This window comes from Paenibacillus sp. J31R30 (assembly GCF_059692115.1).
In genome coordinates this window covers 258073-278075 of the sequence record NZ_JCAUAV010000004.1, presented here as the reverse complement: position 1 = coordinate 278075, position 20003 = coordinate 258073, and the positions used below count along the sequence as shown (strand labels likewise).

At 48.4% G+C, this 20003-nt stretch carries 13 protein-coding genes; all 13 read left to right on the top strand.

Translation table 11 applies throughout. The features are described from left to right. Positions 1 to 24: 24 nt before the first annotated feature. The 13 genes from AC58QO_RS18135 (at position 25) to AC58QO_RS18075 (ending at position 19996) form a co-directional block, all read left to right on the top strand. Complete coding sequence (locus AC58QO_RS18135; RefSeq protein WP_497267935.1) at positions 25 to 1758, top strand: phage tail sheath family protein; 1734 nt, start codon at positions 25 to 27, stop codon at positions 1756 to 1758. 41 nt (positions 1759 to 1799) lie between these two features. Next, positions 1800 to 2234 carry a phage tail protein gene (locus AC58QO_RS18130; protein WP_056612231.1) on the top strand — a complete coding sequence of 145 codons (435 nt, stop codon included), beginning with the start codon at positions 1800 to 1802 and terminating at the stop codon, positions 2232 to 2234. Between the two features lie 137 nt (positions 2235 to 2371). Further along, on the top strand, positions 2372 to 2743 hold the full coding sequence (locus AC58QO_RS18125) for a hypothetical protein (RefSeq protein WP_065858362.1): 372 nt from the start codon (positions 2372 to 2374) through the stop codon (positions 2741 to 2743). An 11-nt stretch (positions 2744 to 2754) separates the two neighbouring features. After that, positions 2755 to 2937, top strand: coding sequence for a DUF6760 family protein (locus AC58QO_RS18120; RefSeq protein WP_081787256.1), 183 nt, complete (start codon positions 2755 to 2757; stop codon positions 2935 to 2937). A gap of 17 nt (positions 2938 to 2954) precedes the next feature. Next, positions 2955 to 3401, top strand: a complete 447-nt coding sequence (locus AC58QO_RS18115) for a phage tail protein (RefSeq protein ID WP_497267933.1) — start codon at positions 2955 to 2957, stop codon at positions 3399 to 3401. A gap of 299 nt (positions 3402 to 3700) precedes the next feature. After that, on the top strand, positions 3701 to 9208 hold the full coding sequence (locus AC58QO_RS18110) for a hypothetical protein (RefSeq protein WP_497267931.1): 5508 nt from the start codon (positions 3701 to 3703) through the stop codon (positions 9206 to 9208). A gap of 68 nt (positions 9209 to 9276) precedes the next feature. Further along, complete coding sequence (locus AC58QO_RS18105; RefSeq protein WP_497267929.1) at positions 9277 to 9903, top strand: CIS tube protein; 627 nt, start codon at positions 9277 to 9279, stop codon at positions 9901 to 9903. A gap of 4 nt (positions 9904 to 9907) precedes the next feature. Beyond that, positions 9908 to 10996 carry a phage late control D family protein gene (locus AC58QO_RS18100; RefSeq protein ID WP_497267927.1) on the top strand — a complete coding sequence of 363 codons (1089 nt, stop codon included), beginning with the start codon at positions 9908 to 9910 and terminating at the stop codon, positions 10994 to 10996. Further along, positions 10996 to 11721: a phage baseplate assembly protein V gene (locus AC58QO_RS18095; RefSeq protein WP_497267925.1), complete on the top strand. Its 726-nt coding sequence runs from the start codon at positions 10996 to 10998 to the stop codon at positions 11719 to 11721. The genes AC58QO_RS18100 and AC58QO_RS18095 overlap by 1 nt, the downstream gene beginning before the upstream one ends. Before the next feature lie 33 nt (positions 11722 to 11754). After that, on the top strand, positions 11755 to 12156 hold the full coding sequence (locus AC58QO_RS18090) for a GPW/gp25 family protein (protein ID WP_068664321.1): 402 nt from the start codon (positions 11755 to 11757) through the stop codon (positions 12154 to 12156). 49 nt (positions 12157 to 12205) lie between these two features. Then, positions 12206 to 15280: a baseplate J/gp47 family protein gene (locus AC58QO_RS18085; protein ID WP_497267923.1), complete on the top strand. Its 3075-nt coding sequence runs from the start codon at positions 12206 to 12208 to the stop codon at positions 15278 to 15280. 62 nt (positions 15281 to 15342) lie between these two features. Beyond that, the gene (locus AC58QO_RS18080; protein WP_497267921.1) at positions 15343 to 17583 is read left to right on the top strand and encodes a putative baseplate assembly protein; all 2241 of its coding nucleotides are present in this window, start codon (positions 15343 to 15345) and stop codon (positions 17581 to 17583) included. A 295-nt stretch (positions 17584 to 17878) separates the two neighbouring features. After that, a complete protein-coding gene (locus AC58QO_RS18075; RefSeq protein WP_497267919.1) occupies positions 17879 to 19996 on the top strand; it encodes a phage tail protein in 2118 nt (705 codons plus the stop codon). Positions 19997 to 20003 lie beyond the last annotated feature (7 nt).

Genomic DNA, 20003 nt, shown 5'->3' with positions numbered 1-20003 from the left:
GCCATCTGACAGAACTGGGGAACAATGGCTGACTATTTATCACCTGGAGTCTATGTGGAAGAGTTTGACAGCGGAGCACAACCGCTTGAAGGTGCAAGCACAAGTACGGCCGGGTTTATAGGGCTTGCGCAAAGAGGGGAAATTGAAGGTGTCCCTCAACTGGTTACGAGCGTAGCTGATTTCCACCGTTTATTCGGTAGCTACTTGTCCGAGAATGAATTCGGTGAATATCGTTTCCTTTCCTATGCGGTAGAGCATTTCTACTTAAACGGAGGTAATCGCTGTTTCGTTATGCGTGTAGCGCCAACTGACGCGAAAGTAGCCACGAACAAAGCGGCTTCGAATAAAGAATCAGCAATTCTTGAGATTGCTTCTAAGAACCCTGGAACATGGGGGAACCAAGTCCGTATCGTTGTAGTGCCAGCTAGCAAAGCAAAGACGCAAATCTATGAAGTGCTTAGTGAATCACAATATCGCGTGAAAAACAACGCTGGCTTTAACGTAGGCGACGTAGTTGCTTTCGAAGCAGCAGGCGTGAAGCAATACAGCAAAGTAGTCGCTTCCCAAGATAACATTATCCAGTTGTCTGTAGCACTTGATGGTGATGTTGTTGATAGCGGATTACTACCAGCCAAAGTATTGACGACAAGTGAATTCACACTTCACGTATTCTATGGTGACGAAGCTGAGACGTATGAGCGGGTATCCCTAAACATTACGGCAGCGAATCACATTGAGAAAATCGTTTCCCGCTCGAATATTATTACGGTGAAGGATTTGACAGAAGGTCAAGATCTTGGCGCAATCGCTCCTTTCGAGGTGCTTTCCGGTGAGAACGAAACAGCTGGCAAATTCCAAATCGCTTTGTCCGGCGGCAGCAACGGTTCCATTGCGAATGTAACACCTGATATCTATATGGGTGTTGACCGTGGTCCTGGTAAACGTACAGGAATCCAGTCCTTCATCGATAACGATGTTGTGTCCATCATTGCAATTCCAGGTGTAACTGAGCCTACGGTTCAATTATCCCTTGTAGCGCACTGTGAAAACTTGGGCAGCCGCTTTGCGGTTCTCGATATTCCACGCGAGAAAACCAAGGTAGCGGATGTCATGACACACCGCAACATCTTTGATAGCTCCTATGCTGCAATGTACAACCCATGGTTGCAAGTTTTTGATCCATTAGACAAACGTAACATTTACATACCGCCATCTGGCTCTGTTATTGGTATTTACTCCCGTTCTGACCAATCCCGTGGCGTGCAAAAAGCACCTGCGAATGAAGTCGTTCGCGGTGCAGTTGGCCTAGATTGCCAATATAACAAAGGCGAGCAAGATATTTTGAACCCGCAAGGCGTTAACTTGATCCGTCATTTTGCTGGACAAGGTATCCGTGTATGGGGTGCTCGTACAACATCGTCCAACGGTTTATGGAAATATGTGAACGTTAGACGGTTGTTCATCTTTATCGAAGAGTCCATCAAGAACGGCACGAACTGGGTTGTCTTCGAACCGAATGACGAACAGCTTTGGGCACGTGTACAGCGGACGATTGATGCGTTCTTAACGCGGGTGTGGAGAGATGGTGCTTTGATGGGCGGAAGTCCTTCCGAAGCGTTCTACATTAATATTGGCCGCAGCACAATGACACAGGATGACATCGATAATGGTCGACTCATCTGCGTAATCGGGGTTGCTCCGGTGAAACCTGCCGAGTTCGTCATCTTCCGTATTACTCAGAAAACAAGAGAAGAATAGTCTAACGTTAGATATTACGCATATTAGGAAAGGGGTATACTATGGCTGGCGAACGTAGGGATCCATACCGCAATTTTAGATTTAGAATCGAAGTTGAAGGTATTCAACAAGCTGGATTCAGCGAAATTTCTGGATTTGATGCTTCCCTTTCGGTAATTGAATACCGCGAAGGAAACGAAACGATCACGCCTCGGAAGCTTCCGGGACTTGCGAAATACGGTAACATCTCATTGAAATGGGGAGTTACAGACTCCATGGATATGTACAACTGGATGTCAGAGTCCATTCAAGGTAAAATCTCCCGCAAAACGGTTACGATCATCGCGATCAACGAAGAGGGCGGAGATGTTGCTACTTGGCAGGTTATCGAAGCATGGCCATCCAAATACTCAGCACCAAGCTTCAAAGGGACTGGGAACGAAGTTGCCATCGAGAGCTTAGAGCTTGCTCATGAAGGTATGACACGTACGAAGTAATAAGTTTAGAGTAGGTGCCGGAGCGTATGCCTCCGGTTCCTAACTCTTCTTTTTGTTAAGAGGCTAAGTCTCATCACCATAAGATTATGCTTACGATGCCAGTTTTCTGGCGAAAACTTTAAGGGGGTAACGACAACATGGCTTTCAAAACAGAATATGAATTTGAACTTCCTAGAGGGTATGTGGATGACAATGGTACGCTACACAAGAGAGGTGTCATGCGTCTAGCGACAGCTGCGGATGAAATTTTACCGATGCGTGACCAACGCGTTCAGCAAAACCCAGGCTATTTAACGATTATCTTACTAACACGTGTCATTACAAATTTAGGTGATTTGCGTGCGATTGATACGCGCGTAGTTGAGAAGTTCTTCACAGCGGATCTTGCTTTCTTGCAAAATTTCTATCGTCAAATTAATGAAATGGACGTGCCTACAGTTCATACAAGCTGCCCAAAATGTGAGCACGAGTTTGATGTGGATGTGTCTTTTTTGGACGAGATGGCGTAACGGGCTATCCCATTGACAAAATATATGAGGAAGTGGGCTTCATTGCTTACTATTTTCATTGGTCACATGATGAAATTATGTCCATGGAACACCGTGAACGCCGTACGTGGTGCGAGGAAATTTCCCGCATCAACCGTAATTTGAACGAAGAAGGTAAAAAACAGCCAGACAATCCGTTTGATGTGTTTCGGTAAGAGGTGAGTAATAAACAATGGCTAAACCATCCAAATTGCATAATGTAGGCGGCAATTTTCGTTTTCTCGTTGAGCTTGATGGACTGATCGTCGGAGGTTTCTCTGAGGTGACGGGCATGAAGTCCGAGATCGAAGTAAAGCCGTATTGGGAAGGTGGCTTGAACACCCATCCACACTACATGGTTCAACATACGAAGTACCCGAACATCGTGCTCAAGAGGGGTATAAGCAACTCCAGCGAGTTATGGGATTGGTACAATAATGCTGCACAAGGCAAAATTAGTCGTAAGAATGGCTCCATTCTTTTGTACAATGTTGAGGGTAAAGAGATGTGTCGTTGGGAATTTACGAGTGCATTTCCCGTGAAATGGAACGGACCGGATCTCAATGCGAGCAGTGCGAATGTCGCGATCGAGTCGATTGAACTGGTGCATGCGGGGTTGAAGACGATTTTTAAGAAATAAGCAGGACTTAAGCACGTGAATATCGTTATGCCATAACGTTATTCGGGTCACGAGCACATTTTTAAGTAAAATAGAATGATGGTATAACGCTATTTCAACTTTTAAGTTGAAAATGAGCCTGTAGAGGAGCAATAGCACCTTGCCATAGCGTTATTTGGTTAGATTCCGTATTATTCCGCGAAATAAGATGATGGCATAACGTTATCTAATATGCTTACGAAGTCAGTTTTCTGACGAAAACTCAAAGACTATGCTTACGATGCTAGTTTTGCTACGCAAAACTTTTAGGGGGATTGTTCATGAAATCTCGACAATCGCATAAACCCCGTGGAAAGAAGAAAAAGGGTTCGTTACGCTATGCTGAAGGTAAGGGTAGTAGCGCTGTCGGTCAGACTTCTCGTCAATCGAAGCTATTTGCTTCTGGCATTATGGAGAAGTATGGATTCGATCGGACTAACTATTTAGGGATGTTTGCTCTTATTTTTAAGGGCAAGGGATTACTAACGGATAAAGAATTAGCATCCATGAAGAACCCAAGTGACAGGGCATGGGTCCTACAATTGCAGTTACAGCTGCAAAGCTTGAAACACCCAGAATCAGCTCCTTTGATTACTAAGCAGCAAACGATTGAGCACATTCAGAAGTTAGTGACACAAAGCGGATATCGTCTGCCGAAGCAAGTTCTTATAGAAGAGAAACAACAAGAAGTCAAACATTTGCCCTCCGAATTGGCGCCAGTAGCTGCTGAAACGCCAGTCAAGAAAAAAAGAGGACGTAAGAGTAAGAAAGACAAGGAACTAGCAAGTCAAACCCTGCCTACACAAGAGAATGTTCATGTCGTTAAAGATACTGATGTGAAGTCTATCCAAGCAGGAATTAACGTCGTTAATAAAAGAAACTCACCGATTATGAGGCGTTCGATGAAGCAGCTTGTTGCTTCGATTGGTATGTTAGCTCATGCGACAAGCAGCAAGATGAATCAACCAAAGCTAATGGTGAATGGAGTTCAACATACAGGACCTACAACGAATATTCAGCAGAAAACATTACATTTATTATATAAACAAGCTTTGCGTGACGGGAATAAAATAGGTTCATCACGTGCGAATGACGTTGATGGCAATGCGGTAGTTAAAGGCAATCATACTAACGTTGCTCAGCATGTTGATGCCATTCGCAGCGCTTCCATTTGGCTGGAGCAGTTCCAAGCTGGGAAGTTGAGCTTGGAGCGGAATGAGAATTCACCTGTTGGTACCCGTTTATCTGAGCAAACCATGCAACAAAGGAATCCTTCTTTTCTCAATGTGGCTCAGCTTATCTTGCAAGAGGTAACACAAACGCAAATGAGTCACACAGGGGCGTCTCAGACAAGACCACACAACAAGAATTTGGATGAGACCACACGAAGACCACCCTTTGCAGGTTCTCAGGCGGTCCAGTTTGGAAAGTCTTTGAAACTGGGTGAGGGTCCTTTTTCAGAAGAAGCGACTTCGCAGACAGTGCGGTTTATTCGAAGCTTATTACGTAAACATGCTGAGGTGCAGGACGCCCCGGCGAGTAAGCCATTATCTGTTGATAAAGCTCAGTTGGAAGAGACAACACCCGCAAGCAGAAGCAGAGCTTCGGTTGCAAAGGGTTTTCTCACATCAAGTGGGCAGCCAATGGCGATTAATGCTGCAAGCTTAACGTCGCGATTGCCTAGGTCGATGCATGCTACGGCGGGATCAAAAGGTTCTAGTCGCAATGGGTTTTGGGAATTCAATTTGCTATTAACTCCAGTGTGGCGTAAGACGAGCGCATCAGATGAGACTGCTGGGACGCAGCAACTCCCACGCGGATTGCAGGACCGAAGCGCAGAAGTGACGGAAGTCGTCCAAAGACTGCAACAAGAACGTGATGAATTAATGCTGCAGGCTTCAGAGTTAAGTCAGTCACAGGTGATGGATAAGCAGCGGGTACAGCATGATCAGGAAGAGCGGCATGAGGGACAGCAGTCGCAACAGCAACCGCATCAGCAAGTGCAAGGATCAGTTAACATTTCGCTGGTGGACGAGCAGATCGAACAATTCGATAGACAGCAGTCGCAAGAGCAGGAACAACTCGTTAGTAAGCAGTCACAAGACCAAGTACAACGAGTTCTACAACAGAGACAAGATAACCGTAATGAGCAAAAAAACTATGAACAGCAAGAACTGCAACAGCAAGAACTGCTAAAACAAGAGAAACAAAAAAAACAACAGCAAGAAAAGCAAAATGGTAATGCATTGGGAGTACTTGAACAACATGTGAAGCTTGATCAGCAAGAGCAACGCTTGAAGCAAATGCAGCAAGATCAATTGCAACAAGTACAAAATGATCCACAAGTGCAGGATGTTGGGTTGTCAGAGACCGTGACTGTGCCAGCAATCGAACAGCCAGTTAAACGCAAAAGAGGACGACCTCGGAAGAATAGTGGGGTCATTCAGGAGAGCAAAGAGACAGCGATTGAATCCATTGCAGGATCTGCAGTGGGTTTAGCAAGTCAACCTGATACAAAATTATCAGAGAAGCTGGAATCCGAGCCTGAGGCAGTTCAATTATCAGAGCAGGAAGCTGTAGCTTCGAAACGTGTTGCGACTACGATGTCATATCCAGGCAGGGTCTATCGAAAGCCTGCTGCAATGGAAAATGGTCGTTCAACCGTTGAAAAAATTCAAAGCAACGAGAGCTGGCTCCAGCAGCTCGTTACCGTACAAAGACAACCCTCTTCTAATGATTTTTTCGTTAGGAGTACAAATACTGTTAACAAAGATGGCGTGCAGTTTAATAATCATCAATCAACAGCAAATCTAACTAATCCTTTAGTAAAGCCTGACATAGGCACATCTGTGTTAGAAAGAGCCAAAAGTAAGCTGCTCGATAAAGGCATAAGAAGAACGGTAAGTGCTGCAACTAGCTCAAGTAAATCTTCAAAAGGGTTCGAGCAACGTGGTGTTCAGTTGCACCGTCAGCAAGGGATGCAAGGTGTAGATAGCTCGAGCTTTCTTGCGCAACAGGAGATAAGGTCATCCGAAAGAATAATGCCTACAGCAACAAGCCAGTTGGGGGCTAAGGTGAAGAATGATGAGATTCATCGTTCCTCAGCTATTCATGATAGACGGACAGATAACAACGAGCAGCAAGGGATCATGCAAGCTGACCAATTCCAGAGCATAATCCCAGAAGTGAAGCCTAAGAAGTCCACTGGGGCGTTAGCTTTGGAGATTGCAGCTAAAATTGCAGACGCAAGTATGCGTTCGATGAGAACAACCTTGCTTTCAAGCTCAGCCAAACAGACAGGGACAGAAAGACAAGAAGTTGTACGTTTGTTGCGAACAGCTTTACGTCCCAACGGAGTAAATACTCATGAGACTGTTGGGCAACTTGCTACTGAAGTAACAGATAACCAAATGAGTTCCAGCACGCAAGGAATGACAGTCAAACAGACCTTAGCTGCTGAGATCGCTGCTAAGGTGGCGCAAAGCAGCATAAGATCCATGAGCTCAAGTAAAGTTGCTACAGATCGTCCACGGGTTCTTCAATCCAGAGAAGTAAGACCGACTAATTCGGTTCAAGATAGGCTCTGGTCTGTATGGGCAGATCAACGGAAAGATAATCCGACGAATAGCCAAGTGGGTTCAAGCGAAGTAAGAACGCATTCGGATATGTCAGCAAGTAACAGAAGAACCGATTCGACAACAATCGGTAGTAGGGGTAATACGGAAAGTCGTTCCCCTCTCGATATGGTTAGAAGAACAGGAAGTCCATCACGTGTTAGTCGTGTGAGAGAGCAACAAGCTAGTATCCAGCGGAAGATTGATTTGGGGCAGTTAATATCCCAACGACCAATTCTTAGCCCCCAATCTCAATCATCAGCATCTATGAGAGAAGAAACTAGCTCGTCGACGAGTCCATCTAGTGCATGGAAGAGAGATCAGCTTATACTCCGAGCAGGGCAAGTCGAGAATGGCACACGAACAAGACGAGCAAGCGGCACTGATGAAGTTCAACCAACTGAAATTAGCGTAGCGGACCAAGGAAGCCAGGTTCAGCGGTCAGTTGACAGAGAGAGCGACACTCATGGCAGTAGCTCATTATCTAGCGTTGGACGGGCAATGGAGTCATTGTCCATTGAGGTAGATCAACGGACGGCTGAAAGAGCGAATCTGGTGCGGCCTACCGTGGTTAATGGAGACGTTGAACAACAGACTCCACCTCGTGCGAATCAGATACAGACGAGCAGAATCGATGAAGATATTAACACGCAGCTTAGACAGCCAGTAAGAGAAGTTGTGCGTGGGGAACTTGTACAACGATTATCTGAATTAGAAAATAGTAGGTCATCTAAACGGGGAAATAGCGTGGAAGATGCTCAGCAGCTCAGAAGTGTAAGGAATGCAGGGCGAGTACAACTTGTTCAGCGGTCTTTTGGCATAGGGAGTGGGATACAGGTAAGACGGGCCCCTCAAGCAGATACCACTCAACAGCTAAGAACAACGGGGGGATTTGTACGTGGTCATCTCGTTCAACGTTCCTCTGGCAACGAGAAAGACAGGATTACTACACCACTTAGTAATGAGGCTTCGGGGCAGTTTGGAAGGGCAAATGAGTCAGAACTTAGAGGTATCGTGCAACGTGATGTAAGCGATGGGCGTACTGCTCCAGTAAGACGAGATTTTGAAACAAATAACCGTCAGATTCTTGGACGACATACGACAGAAAGTACACATCGCGTACAAAGTACAAGGAATGCAGTGAACGGAAACCTGATTCAGCGAGCTAGTGAGACGAGAATCAGACAATTGATCAATAAAGCTTCTGCTCAGGATATCAGGCAAGTACAATCGCAACTTGTCGATGGTCAAGCATCACCAATGCGTGGAGCAGTGACTTGGACTGGGGCGCAAGCCGAACACCTCCAGAGACGAGCTATCGTCGAAGGCAGTGAGCGCGAGCACACTCGAGAAGCACGTGGTTCGGAGAACCGCTCGGGAGCGGAACGCTCCCAAGTGGATTCGGTGGAGCAAACCATTAGGGCTATGGTGAGCGCGCAGGTAGAAGAGCGCGCACAAGCCCTAGAGCCTGCGGCCGCTTCGCGGGCCGCAGAAGTAGTGCCAGGCGCGCGCTCCGCACGCGCACCAAGGGCTCGCCAGAGCGCGAGCATGACACCGCGTGTCATGCCGCTGCTGGCGAGCAGCACAGGAGCGCTTCGCGCTGCTCCTGCGGGAATGGCTGCGGCTTCGCCTGCCGCAGCACCAACAGCTGGCGTGCAGCGCAGCGCCAGCATTACGAACAGCAGCAGCCAAGGCTGGGCTGCTACATTAACCAAGCCGCTGCCTACGCAGGTGCAGAGGCTTACCAAACCCGTCGGCGGCCCACAAGGCAGCGCCGACAATCAACAAGGCACGCCAGCAATAAGCGTGCCCATGCAATCCCACGCGCCAATCGGCGCGTCACACCAAGGCACTTCACCGATCGGTATGCCGGTGCAACCCGCAAGGCAAGAGCATCTTGCCCCACCGGTCAGCATGTTGGAGCATAAACAAGCAGCAACGAGCCAGCTCGCGAATGCGCCGTTGGAGATGGATTGGCTGCGCACCAAAGCGAGCGCAGATCAAGAACCACTACCAACTGCGCCAGTCGATCAGACGCCGCCAGAGCTAAGCGAAGAGCAGCTGCAAGAGCTGATTAAGCAGCTGCCACAGCTGGATATCGCCAAAATCGCGGATAAAGTATATCGCGAAATCGAGAAAAAAATGAAATTCGAACGGCAACGCCGAGGTATATAATTATTTTTGTTATTAGTCATTAATCACATTAATTATTCACACGAATATGGCAGAAAGGACGGATTCCTATGGCACTCAAGAAAGCAATGATTATCGTTCACAAAGGCAGCAAAACAGAAAATGTGCAAGTCATGTTCAACCCGGGTGAGTATACGATCGATACCGGCAATAGCTATTCTTGGAAAACAGTGCCGGGTCTGTCCATGCCAATCGCTCAGTTTGTGAGCGGGGGGACGTCGTCACTCACGATGGATTTTTATTTTGACACCTACGAAAAAGGGACGGACGTTCGTCAGCTTACGACGAAGATTTCAGGTCTCCTTGATGTTGAAAAGGAGATCCATGCACCGCCGCTTTGCCGATTTGTCTGGGGTTCCTTGGATTTCAAGGGCGTCGTCGTAAATGTGAATCAACATTTCACGATGTTCCTTGATACTGGAGTTCCGGTGAGAGCTAAGCTGAAAGTGACATTTAAATCCACGCTAAGCAAGAAAGATCAGTTGAAACAAATTCCACGACATTCGGCGGATAGAACGAAATTAAAGATGTTGAATCAAGGGGATCAGCTGTGGACGATTGCTGCCAATGAGTACGAAGATCCAACGCTGTGGCGGGAAATCGCTAAGGCGAATGGGATCGATAATCCAATGAAAGTGACCACGGGACGCCGCATTTCAGTTCCGAGGTTGGATTAAGCCGATGGCCTTAGATCTGGATACGAGCTCATTTACCTTTGACGACCTGGCCAAAAAATATAGTGATTTTTATGCCCCTTACTACGATATTAAAGTCGATGGCACGAAACTGTCGGACGATATCGCACTGGATAATCTACGCGTGGAGACAACAATCGATGGCACGGCAGACTCTTTTTCTTTTCGAGTAGCGAATGCGTACGATATTACGAAAAATGAATTCCAATGGCTATCCACCTTCGCCTTAGGTAAAGCCATTGATATTGGTTTAGGTTATGTAGACAAATTTACCGCTGTTTTTACGGGACAAATTACTTCCGTTGTTGTAGATTTCCCAGAAGACGGTGCCCCTGGTCTCGTTGTGCGTGGGATGGATATTTCTTATCTCATGATGAAAGGGACGAAGTCTCGCTCTTGGAATAAGAAGAAATACAGTGAGGTCGTTGAAGAAATTGCCAAAACGTATGGCTTCAAAACAAATGTTGATGCCACGACAACGGTATTTCCAGTACTATCACAGAGTCAAATTAATGATTATCACTTCATTCAGAATTTAGCGAATTTAGTTAACTATGATTTTTTCGTTGTGGGGAAGAATTTATATTTTCGTAAGCCATTGACGGCGATGACAGCCGTGATGACGCTGGAAATGGGCAAGACGCTCCGCAGTTTAATGATAGATCACAATTTAGCCGAGCAAATTACGGGCGTAACTGTTCGAGCTTGGGATAATAAAGAGCTAAAAGTCATCGAAGGCAAGTCTGCCAGTGTCACGAAGCTCGGTTCGAACAGCAAGACGGGCAAGGATATATTGGCCTCAAAAGGTGATTTCATCGAGCATATGTATACGAATGTAACTTCTGTGGAGGAAGCGAAAAGCTACGCTGATGCGATATTAAATCGCCGAGCCATGAAGTTGGTTAGCGGCAGTGGGGAATGCATTGGGATTCCAGAGATTCGCGCCGGGCGCTATATTAAGCTCAGTGGCGTTGGAAAAACGTTCGACCAACCGTATTATATTACGGGAGCAACCCACATTTTTGATGATGAAGGTTATACAACGCGGTTTCAACTGGGAGGGAATGCAGTCTAATGTTCAAAACTCCCGATATTACAATTGGCGGTATGTCCGATTTTGCCAGTCAGAAGATTGGCGGCGTTATGGTTGCGGTTGTAACCAATAACACAGATCCCGATAAAATGGGGCGTGTGAAGCTCAAGCTGCCGATGCAAGAAACCGAAACGGAGACGGATTGGGTCCGCATCGCAACGTTAATGGGCGGTAAGAATATGGGCAGTCTTTTTATCCCAGAGGTGGGAGACGAGGTGTTGGTAGCCTTTCATATGGGAGAACTAAGGATGCCTTTCGTCATCGGAATGCTATGGAATCCAAAAAATATGCCGCCTCCGCCAGCAGATAAAAATGATCTGCGCATGATCAAGACAAGATCCGGACACGAGCTTTCCTTCAATGATAAAAGCGGAGACGAGAGCATTACGCTGAAGACCAAAAAAGGCCAAATTATTGAACTCAAGGACAAAGACGATAGTATTTCCATCGCAGATTCCAGCGGGAACAATAAGATCTTGATTAAGGGCGGCTCAGCCAATGAAATTTCAGTTGTCAGCCAAACTTCGAAGATCACCTTGAACGCCAAAGGCGAGGTCGGTATTGAAAGTACGAAGGAAATCAAAATCAAATCCACACAAATTAACATAGAAGCATCTGCTACGATGGCCCTGAAGGCAGGGGCGACCTTAGATCTGAAGTCCGATGGGATCATTAACATCAAAGGTAGTATGGTGAAAATTAACTAGCGTCAAAATCAGTTAGCGAGAGGGCGTGGCGAGATGTCGGAAGCATTTTTGGGACGAGGCTGGAAATTCCCGATTCAGGTTGATCCTGCAACAGGAAGAATTCGGATGTCCGAGTATGAGGAAGACATCGCTGAAGCGATTCGCGTTATTTTGGGAACGACCCAAGGGGAGCGCGTCATGCGTCCTTCTTTCGGATGCGGCGTGCAGGAGTTTATTTTCGGATTAACCGACGATACAACGCTTCATTTGCTGCAAAGTAATATTGAAGAAGCCATTCGCAACTGGGAACCACGGGTTCATGAGGTTGAAGTGAAGGCTATTCCAGAAGCGGATGACCCTGCCAAAGTCATGATTCACATTGCCTATCAGGTGAGAACGACGAACAACTTGTTTAACCAAGTCTATCCGTTTTATTTATTTGAAGGCTCGAAATAGAAAGAGGCTGCGGAAGCGATGATGATACGTGCAGAGAGGAGGTGGAGCTGTGCAACCTCCCAAAATTGATCCTAGAGACATACCCGATCTGATCTCGCAAATGAAGGAAATGGCGCCGTATTATACGCCAGAGTGGCGATTTACGCCTGAGAACCCCGATCCGGGTTCTGCGTTATTTTTGATGTTTGCGGATATGTTTCACGATAATATTAAGCGATTGAATCGTGTACCTACCAAGAATCTGATCTCGTTTCTGAATATGTTCGATGTCACATTGCTTCCAGCTAGACCAGCTAGCAGTTATCTGACTTTCGCGCTGAATGAAGGAACGAAAGAATCCGTGTTTATTTCGGCAGGCACGCAAATTGCTGCTGAAGCTGAAGCTGATACAATTCTGTATGAAACGGCACGCAGTGCGCTATTAACCCCAGCTATACTCACGAGCATCTATGTGACGAGTCGTAAACAGGATATCATTGTTCGGATCGCGGATGAGTTCTTAGCTGCAAGCCGTCAAGGCTATGCGCTGCCTACGAAGTTGTTCCGTCTGCAGGATGGTGACAATTTACAGGAGCATGCCCTGTATTTGGAGCACAGCTCACTTTTCACCGTGACCCATCCCGCACAGATTGAGATCGAATTTCGTAACTCGACGAGACGCTTTGAAGAGTTTGCAATGTCCAGTCAACTTGCAGATCCTGAGCTTACCGAATGGCTGTACGCGACAGCAGAGGGTTGGAAGACCTTTGACGCTGTGGAGGCGAAGGGCAATCGGGTTATTTTGCTCAAAAATATCCGGGAAGAACTAACACTTAAAGAAGTTAATGGCATTAATGGTCGCTGGATTCAATGTCGATTAAAGCCGCACGTATCAGGTCGCAAAACGCTCGCTGACAGCAGGCTGTCTATGGATCATATTTCATTCAAAACAGACTATGTGGACACACTCGAAACCGGCGGCATCCAGCCTGATCAAATGTTTTACAATGATATTGATGCCGATCCATCCGGGTTTTATCCATTTGGTGATCAGTTCGCGCTGTATGGCTCCTTTTATATTGGAAGTCAGGAAGTGTTTACGAAAACCGATGGGGATATTAAGCTGAGCTTCGGGCTGCAAGCGATTGAGAACCGTTTTGGGGCGGAACAGTCGGATCAGGTCGATTGGAAAATGGTCATGAAGAAGAACAAGTTCGATAAAGCACCTGTTGTGCATGTCACGGTTCTTCAAGTGGCTTGGGAATATTGGAATGGCACCACGTGGGTAAGGCTCGATGTAGGCAAGGATGCCGAAAAGCTTTTTTACTACCCCTTGGAACAAAAGGTTCGCAAGGAGGTCCAGTTCCGCTGCCCGCCTGATCTGCAGGCTACGTACGTGAACGGGAATGAGAATCGCTGGATCAGGGCACGAATCTTACATATCGAAAATGCCTATATCGCTCAGGCTTTGTATCTATCACCTTGGATTGACGAAGTAGCCTTAACGTATCGGTATGAGGATCGCCTATACCAAGCGGAACGCAGCATAGCTTTTAATAACACCGTCTATGAAGAACGGACCAAGCATAGCCGTCAATTGGCGGGCGGATTTGAGCCCTTCCAACCTTTGGAGGGCAACCATCCCGCGTTATGTTTCTCATTTGATACGCCGCCTGTGAGAGGGCCTATCTCGATATTCGTCTCCATTAAACAGCAGCGATTCTCGGAACATGACGTTCCAATGCTAGAGTGGGAGTATTTGCGAGCGGGCTTGATCCCTGGCGCCCCTTCGGAATGGGTAGCACTGAAGGTCATCGACGAAACGAACGGCTTAACGCAAAGCGGAACGGTGCAGTTCGTGGGTCCAGCTGATTTTGCAGCGGTGTCCTTATTCGGGCAGGAAGGCTACTGGATTCGGGCTATCAATCGAGATGATATCTATGATGATGTGACTGAGCGTGTACAGGTTCCGACCATTCAGGGTATCTATATGAATACGGTTCATGTCCTCCAGCAGGAGACAATCATTGGCGAAGTTCCCGATGTCAAAGGACTGGAAGAGACGGAATACCAGCTCAGCAGACAAGGAATCGTATCTGAGGAAGTATGGGTGGATGAGACGGAATTCGTGACAGAAGAGGAGATCTCGGAGTCGGAGCTAAGCGGTACACCGCTCATGGATATTCGACGCGATTCAGAAGGCAACATTTTGCAGGTGTGGGTTCGTTGGACGGCTGTTCGTGACTTGGCCCTATCGGGTAACCGAGATCGGCATTACCTGATTGACCATACCTTCGGACGCATTCGCGTAGGGGATGGTGTTCATGGGATGCACCCGCCGAAGGGTGGACTTGAGCAATTGAAGGTTACCTATCAGGTTACAATGGGACAAGTTGGTAATGTAGCGGCTCGTCAGATTAACCAAATGCAGGATTCGATTGCTTTTGTTGGTGAGGTGTATAACCCTGAGCCGGCATCGGGTGGCTGTCAGGCGGAGAAGCTGGAGTCTGCGCTGGCGCGGGGGCCAGAGCTGTTAAAGCATCGTAATCGTGCTGTTTCTTCCAAAGACTACGAGTGGCTGGCTAGAGAAGCGTATCCGAACATCGCGAAGGTGACGTGTATTCCGAATCGGAATGCGTATATGCAGAAAGAAATCGGAGCGATGACGCTTGTTATTTTGCCAAAAGAAGGTCAAAAGGGCAGTTCAACGTTTCCAGAGCTGAAAAAACAAGTCGAGCGATTTATTCTGGGACGCGCTTCCAGCTTGGTTGCTTTCCCTGAACGCTTGCAGGTCATTGAACCGGTGTATATGGAAATCTCAGTCTCAGCGGTTGTTGCTGTGGAAGGGATGGACGCCGTAGTGCTTACCGAAATTCAGGCGTTAGAGAAGTTAAATCGATTCCTAGACCCGTTAACGGGCAATTTTGATAATAAAGGCTGGGCGATTGGTGGGCAAATCCATCCTTCGGTTTTTTACGCGTTGTTAAAATCAATTCGAGCAATCAGCCATGTCGAAAAGCTTTACATGACCGTCTACAAAATCGAAGACGGTGAACGCGTGGAGCTGGATGTCAATCGTCTGCCTTCGCTGCCGCATAGCATCATTGTGAGCGGTAAGCACAAGGTGGTTGTGAACGTACTTTAAATAAGAAGCTGTTGCTGACGAGGTAAGTTATTTTACGAAAACTTTTAAGGAGGTGAGCACAAGTGCTGCCAATTCCCAATTTAGATGACCGTATGTTCGAACAAATGGTGATGGAGGCGCGGAAGTCGATTCCGAAGCTATTTCCAGAATGGACCGATGAGAATGAGCATGATCCAGGAATTACGTTGCTAGAGCTGATGTCATGGATGACAGAGATGCAACAGTATTATTTGAATCGGGTGACGGAGCGCAGTGAACGCAAGTTTTTGAAGCTATTGGGAATCCGTCCACGCGATGCGGTGTCAGCGGTTTGTGACGTGACGTTTATGGGCGCTGCGCAGCAACTTGTGCTCCCGAAGGGGACGCCGCTGTCCGCGGTGGATCTGCGTTTTGAGACGCAGGGAACGGTGCAGGTAGTTCCTGCTGCTTTGGAAAAAGTACTCGTACGTACAGAAACGGCTGCCGCCGACTATACCTCGAACAATCATGCGAAAATTGCGTACTACGCGTTTGGCTCTGCGGCGCGCAAGGGTGCGCATCTGTATCTCGGTTTTGACCAGGCACTGCCACTGGACACGGAAATTTCGATCTATTTTAATCTGTTTGACCGTTACCCTGTAACCGTAAGTCATCATGCAGAGAAAACGGCGCCAATGATTTCATCAGCCAAATTGGTATGGTCATTCGCTGGTGCTGGCGTAGATGGACAGTCCGAAAGTTGGCTGCCGATTGAGCTACAGCGTGATACCACCGTTCATTTATCGCAAAGCGGTGAGTTAAAATTTACCATTGCTTCCGAAATGAAGCCATTGTCTTTGTATCCGGCAGATGACCGTGGGCGCTATTGGATCTGCTGTACACTGGAGGAGGACGGCTACGAGCTGGCTCCCAAAATTGAAAAGATCACGCTCAATGCAGTTCGAGCTGTGGAACAGGAAACCTTCAGCGAGGTGACGGCTTTTAGTTCTTCGGGAGAGCCAGGTCAGAGCTTCGAGGTAAGCTCGTATCTCGCTTACAACGGCCTGCACACCGTTCAGGTGCTGGACGAGCAAGGACGTTGGCGCGACTGGCACACTGTCGCTGATTTAAGTGCTTGCGGGCCTAACGATCTCTGCTGCGAGCTGCAGCAGGATTCGGCCCGCCGTACCACCCGTCTACGCTTCGGCGACGGGGAGCATGGCAGTATCCCGCCGCAGGGCGCGAAGCGGGTGAGGCTTATTGCTTACACGGCTGAGTTCGACTACAGCCGGTATGTGGGAGGCAGCAAAGGTCTGCCTGGGCAAACCTTTGAGATCAGTCGCGGACGCGTGTTTAAGCCTAGCAGCATGCTGCTGCAGGTTGGCTATCGTCCGCGAGGAGAAGACAGCGTCGTCTGGGACGACTGGACGGCCGTGGATGACTTCGATAACTCGAAGGGGGCGGACCGGCACTACGTCTACGACGCTGCTGCAGGCACGATTCGCTTCGGGAATAACGAAGCGGGGTTAGTCCCGCGCAAGTCGGGGGAACCGAATATTCGGTTCCTGTCGCTGCAAGCGGGCGGCGGTGTGCGAGGCAACGTGAAGGACGGCCTCGTGACGGGCTTGGGCAACACGGCTGAGCCTGGCGTGAGCGTGACGAATCCGTTCCCGGCGCGGGGCGGCCTGGAGGCGGAAACGCTCGCGCAAGCGAAGCTGCGCGTGCAGCGGGAGTTGGCTGCGCCGACGCGCGCGGTGACCGCTGAGGACTACGAGGCGATCGCGAAGGCGGCGCCGGGGCTCCGCGTCGCGCGGGTGAAGGCGATCCCGCTGTATAAGCCGGGGATGCGGGATTTCCCGCGGGTATCGGCGCCGGCGCAGATGACCGTGGTGGTTGTGCCTTACAGCGAGAGCGACAAGCCGAAAGCTGGCAAGGGCTTCTTGCAGACGATCCGGCAGCATCTGGATCGTCATCGTCTATTGACGACGGAGTTGCATGTCATTCCGGCGGAGTATATCAAAGTCACCGTGCACGCCGTCGTGGTGATGGAGCCGAAGTATAAGAATGAGCAGCGGCGCATCGCGATCGAACTCAAAAACCTGCTTCAACCCATGGATTATGGGCAGGGAGCGGAGGGCTGGCGTTTTGGGCGGACGGTGTATAAGGGTGACATCTACGGTGTGATTTCCCGCATCAAAGGTGTTGTGTATGTGCAGGACATTTGGCTGGATGCCGAGGGTACGGGGTTTCACAAGGATGGCGCTGGGGATATTCATATCCCGCCGTATGCGTTGGTCTACTCTGGCAATCATGAGATCGAGACGATTAGTCAGACGGATTTGTAGACGAGGCGTGGAAATGGTGGTCCCCTTGAAAGGGAACGTAGAGCCGCTAATTCGTTGTTTTCGCCTGATTTTGCGGAGTTGGGGAACGACAGTACCCTATCTCCTTTTAATGGGCGCCAAAATGCGCATTTCAGTGCAAATAGCGTACCTACGTTCCGCATCTGCCCCGTTAAGGCGGTTTTTGTAGTGAATAGCGTACTGACGTTCCTTATCTCGGCGAGAGAGGGGGACCGCGAGTAGAACTAGCAGAAGAATTAGTAGTAGAAGCAAGCTACTAGAAAAGAGGTGACGAACGATGCAGGATGGACAAACGTTTTTTTCGCTAAACAAGAAAATGGACTGGGAAGAGGGCTTTGAGGCTAATATTCACATGCTGGAGCAAGGGTTTTCGATTCAGCAGTCGGAGAAGTACAGCATTCATCGCATCGTTCGCACAGATGAGCTGGAAGGGATTCCGCCGATTCGCGAGATGACGGTAGGACCTGGAAGGAAGCTGATATTGCTCGATGAGTCAGCGAATGTGTGGATTTATGATGACGAAAGCCGTCACAGAGAGTTGTTGTTTCGCCAAGGTCACGAGTTATTCAGCCCACAAGCGAAGTTGGCATCGATGGCGGATTATCTTGTCATTGCAGACGCAAGTGAGGGAATGGAGAGAAGATTAGCTGTCTACTCCATATCCAATGGTCAGACCATGTGGGCAGTCCAAGCTTGGGAAGGCCTGAGTCTGTATCCCCTCTCTTTGAATACAAAGCTGCAAACCGCGAATACGCTGTTCATAGCGGTTCCTTTGGACATTGCGGTTGGTATGAATGGAAGTCCCGAAGTCCCGAAGGACGGTAGGATTGGCATTTTACAGTGGAACACGGCCGGCGAGGTTATGCGTGTGTATGAGCATGACGCACACCGTATGACGGAGGCGATTCCGATCTCGAAGCTGCAGGAGCGTTATTTTACTGCGGCGACAGACGGCACCGTAGCCCTGCTGGATAACCAGCTGCGGACGGTGACGGTGTTCCATGAGGATGGGCGAGAGCCGTTGCATTTCCAGTTGGAGCAGGAGGGGCGTTTTGCCGGAATTTCCATTGATACGAATCATAATCTCTATATTGGGGATAGCGGTTATGCGCAGCAAGAGGGTGTGACCGAGCGGTTTATTTTAAAATATCGCGGCAATGGCGACCCCTTGGATAAGGTAACGGGCTTCCGGGGACGAACGGATAAATTAGTGCAGGATGGGCGCAATCGGTTGTATGTGTTTGATCGTATAAGCGGTCAGATCAGCTTGCTAGATCTTCGAGCCCGAACGATGATGCTGGAGGATACCCAATTGCCGGAGGCAGTGTATTTTTCGGCTGATCTCGATACGACGGAGACGGAAACGACGTGGCACAAAATACGACTCGAAGCGGACATCCCGGAAGAGACGCAGATTCGGTTTTCCTATTTTGCCTCGGATGAAAGTGAAGGTATGGTTGATGGGGATTACGTAAATCTCACGAGCTATTTCACAGATCCCGATGTCTCGGTAAAAGAAAAGCTGAGAGCTACGCGCGACCTATGGTCGGAGCCGATTCTGAATCCGAAGGATGCGCTCCTAATGAATGCGAAGGGTCGTTATCTGTGGTTCAAGATTGAGCTAGTCGGCAGCGAGCAGAAGTCACCGTTTATTCGCAAGCTGAGAGTGTATTACCCGCGAACCTCGTTGATTGCATATTTGCCGTCGATGTATCAGCAGGATGAGGAGCATAGCCCTTTCTTGGAGCGGTTTCTAGCGATGTTTGGTACGTTTTTTGACGATATGGAGGATACGATTGATCGGATTTCGGGACATTTTGATCCGGATGCTGTGTCGGGGCCGTATTTGGATTGGTTAGGCGGTTGGCTGGCCATTACTGAGCATGAGGCTTGGGGCGAAAAGAAGCTTAGAGAGCTGATTAAGCGGGCACCTGAGCTTTACAAGCTGCGGGGCACACGCGAGGGCTTGATGAATATGCTCCAGATTTACACGGGTGCTGAGCCATTTATACTCGAATATTTCCAGTTTAAGCAAATGCAAGAGACGTCGGAGCTGCGGCAGCTTTTCACCCAGTTATATGGCGATAATCCGTATACGTTCTGCGTGCTATTGAGGCCAGAAAGTGTGCGAACGGATGAACAGCGCTTAGTTATTGAGCACATCATTGAAGATCAGAAGCCCGCTTATACCGAAGGGAAATTGATCGTGCTGCAGCCTTGGATGTATGCGGATATGCATACCTACCTAGGTATTAATACGTACTTATCTGAGCCTACTTTATTAACCCTCGATCAGCGGTCTTCGATGCCTTACAATACGGTGCTGATTGATGTGGATCGTGATAAACGGATGGATATACATACGCGCTTGGGACTAGATTCCGAAATCGAATGAATGAATT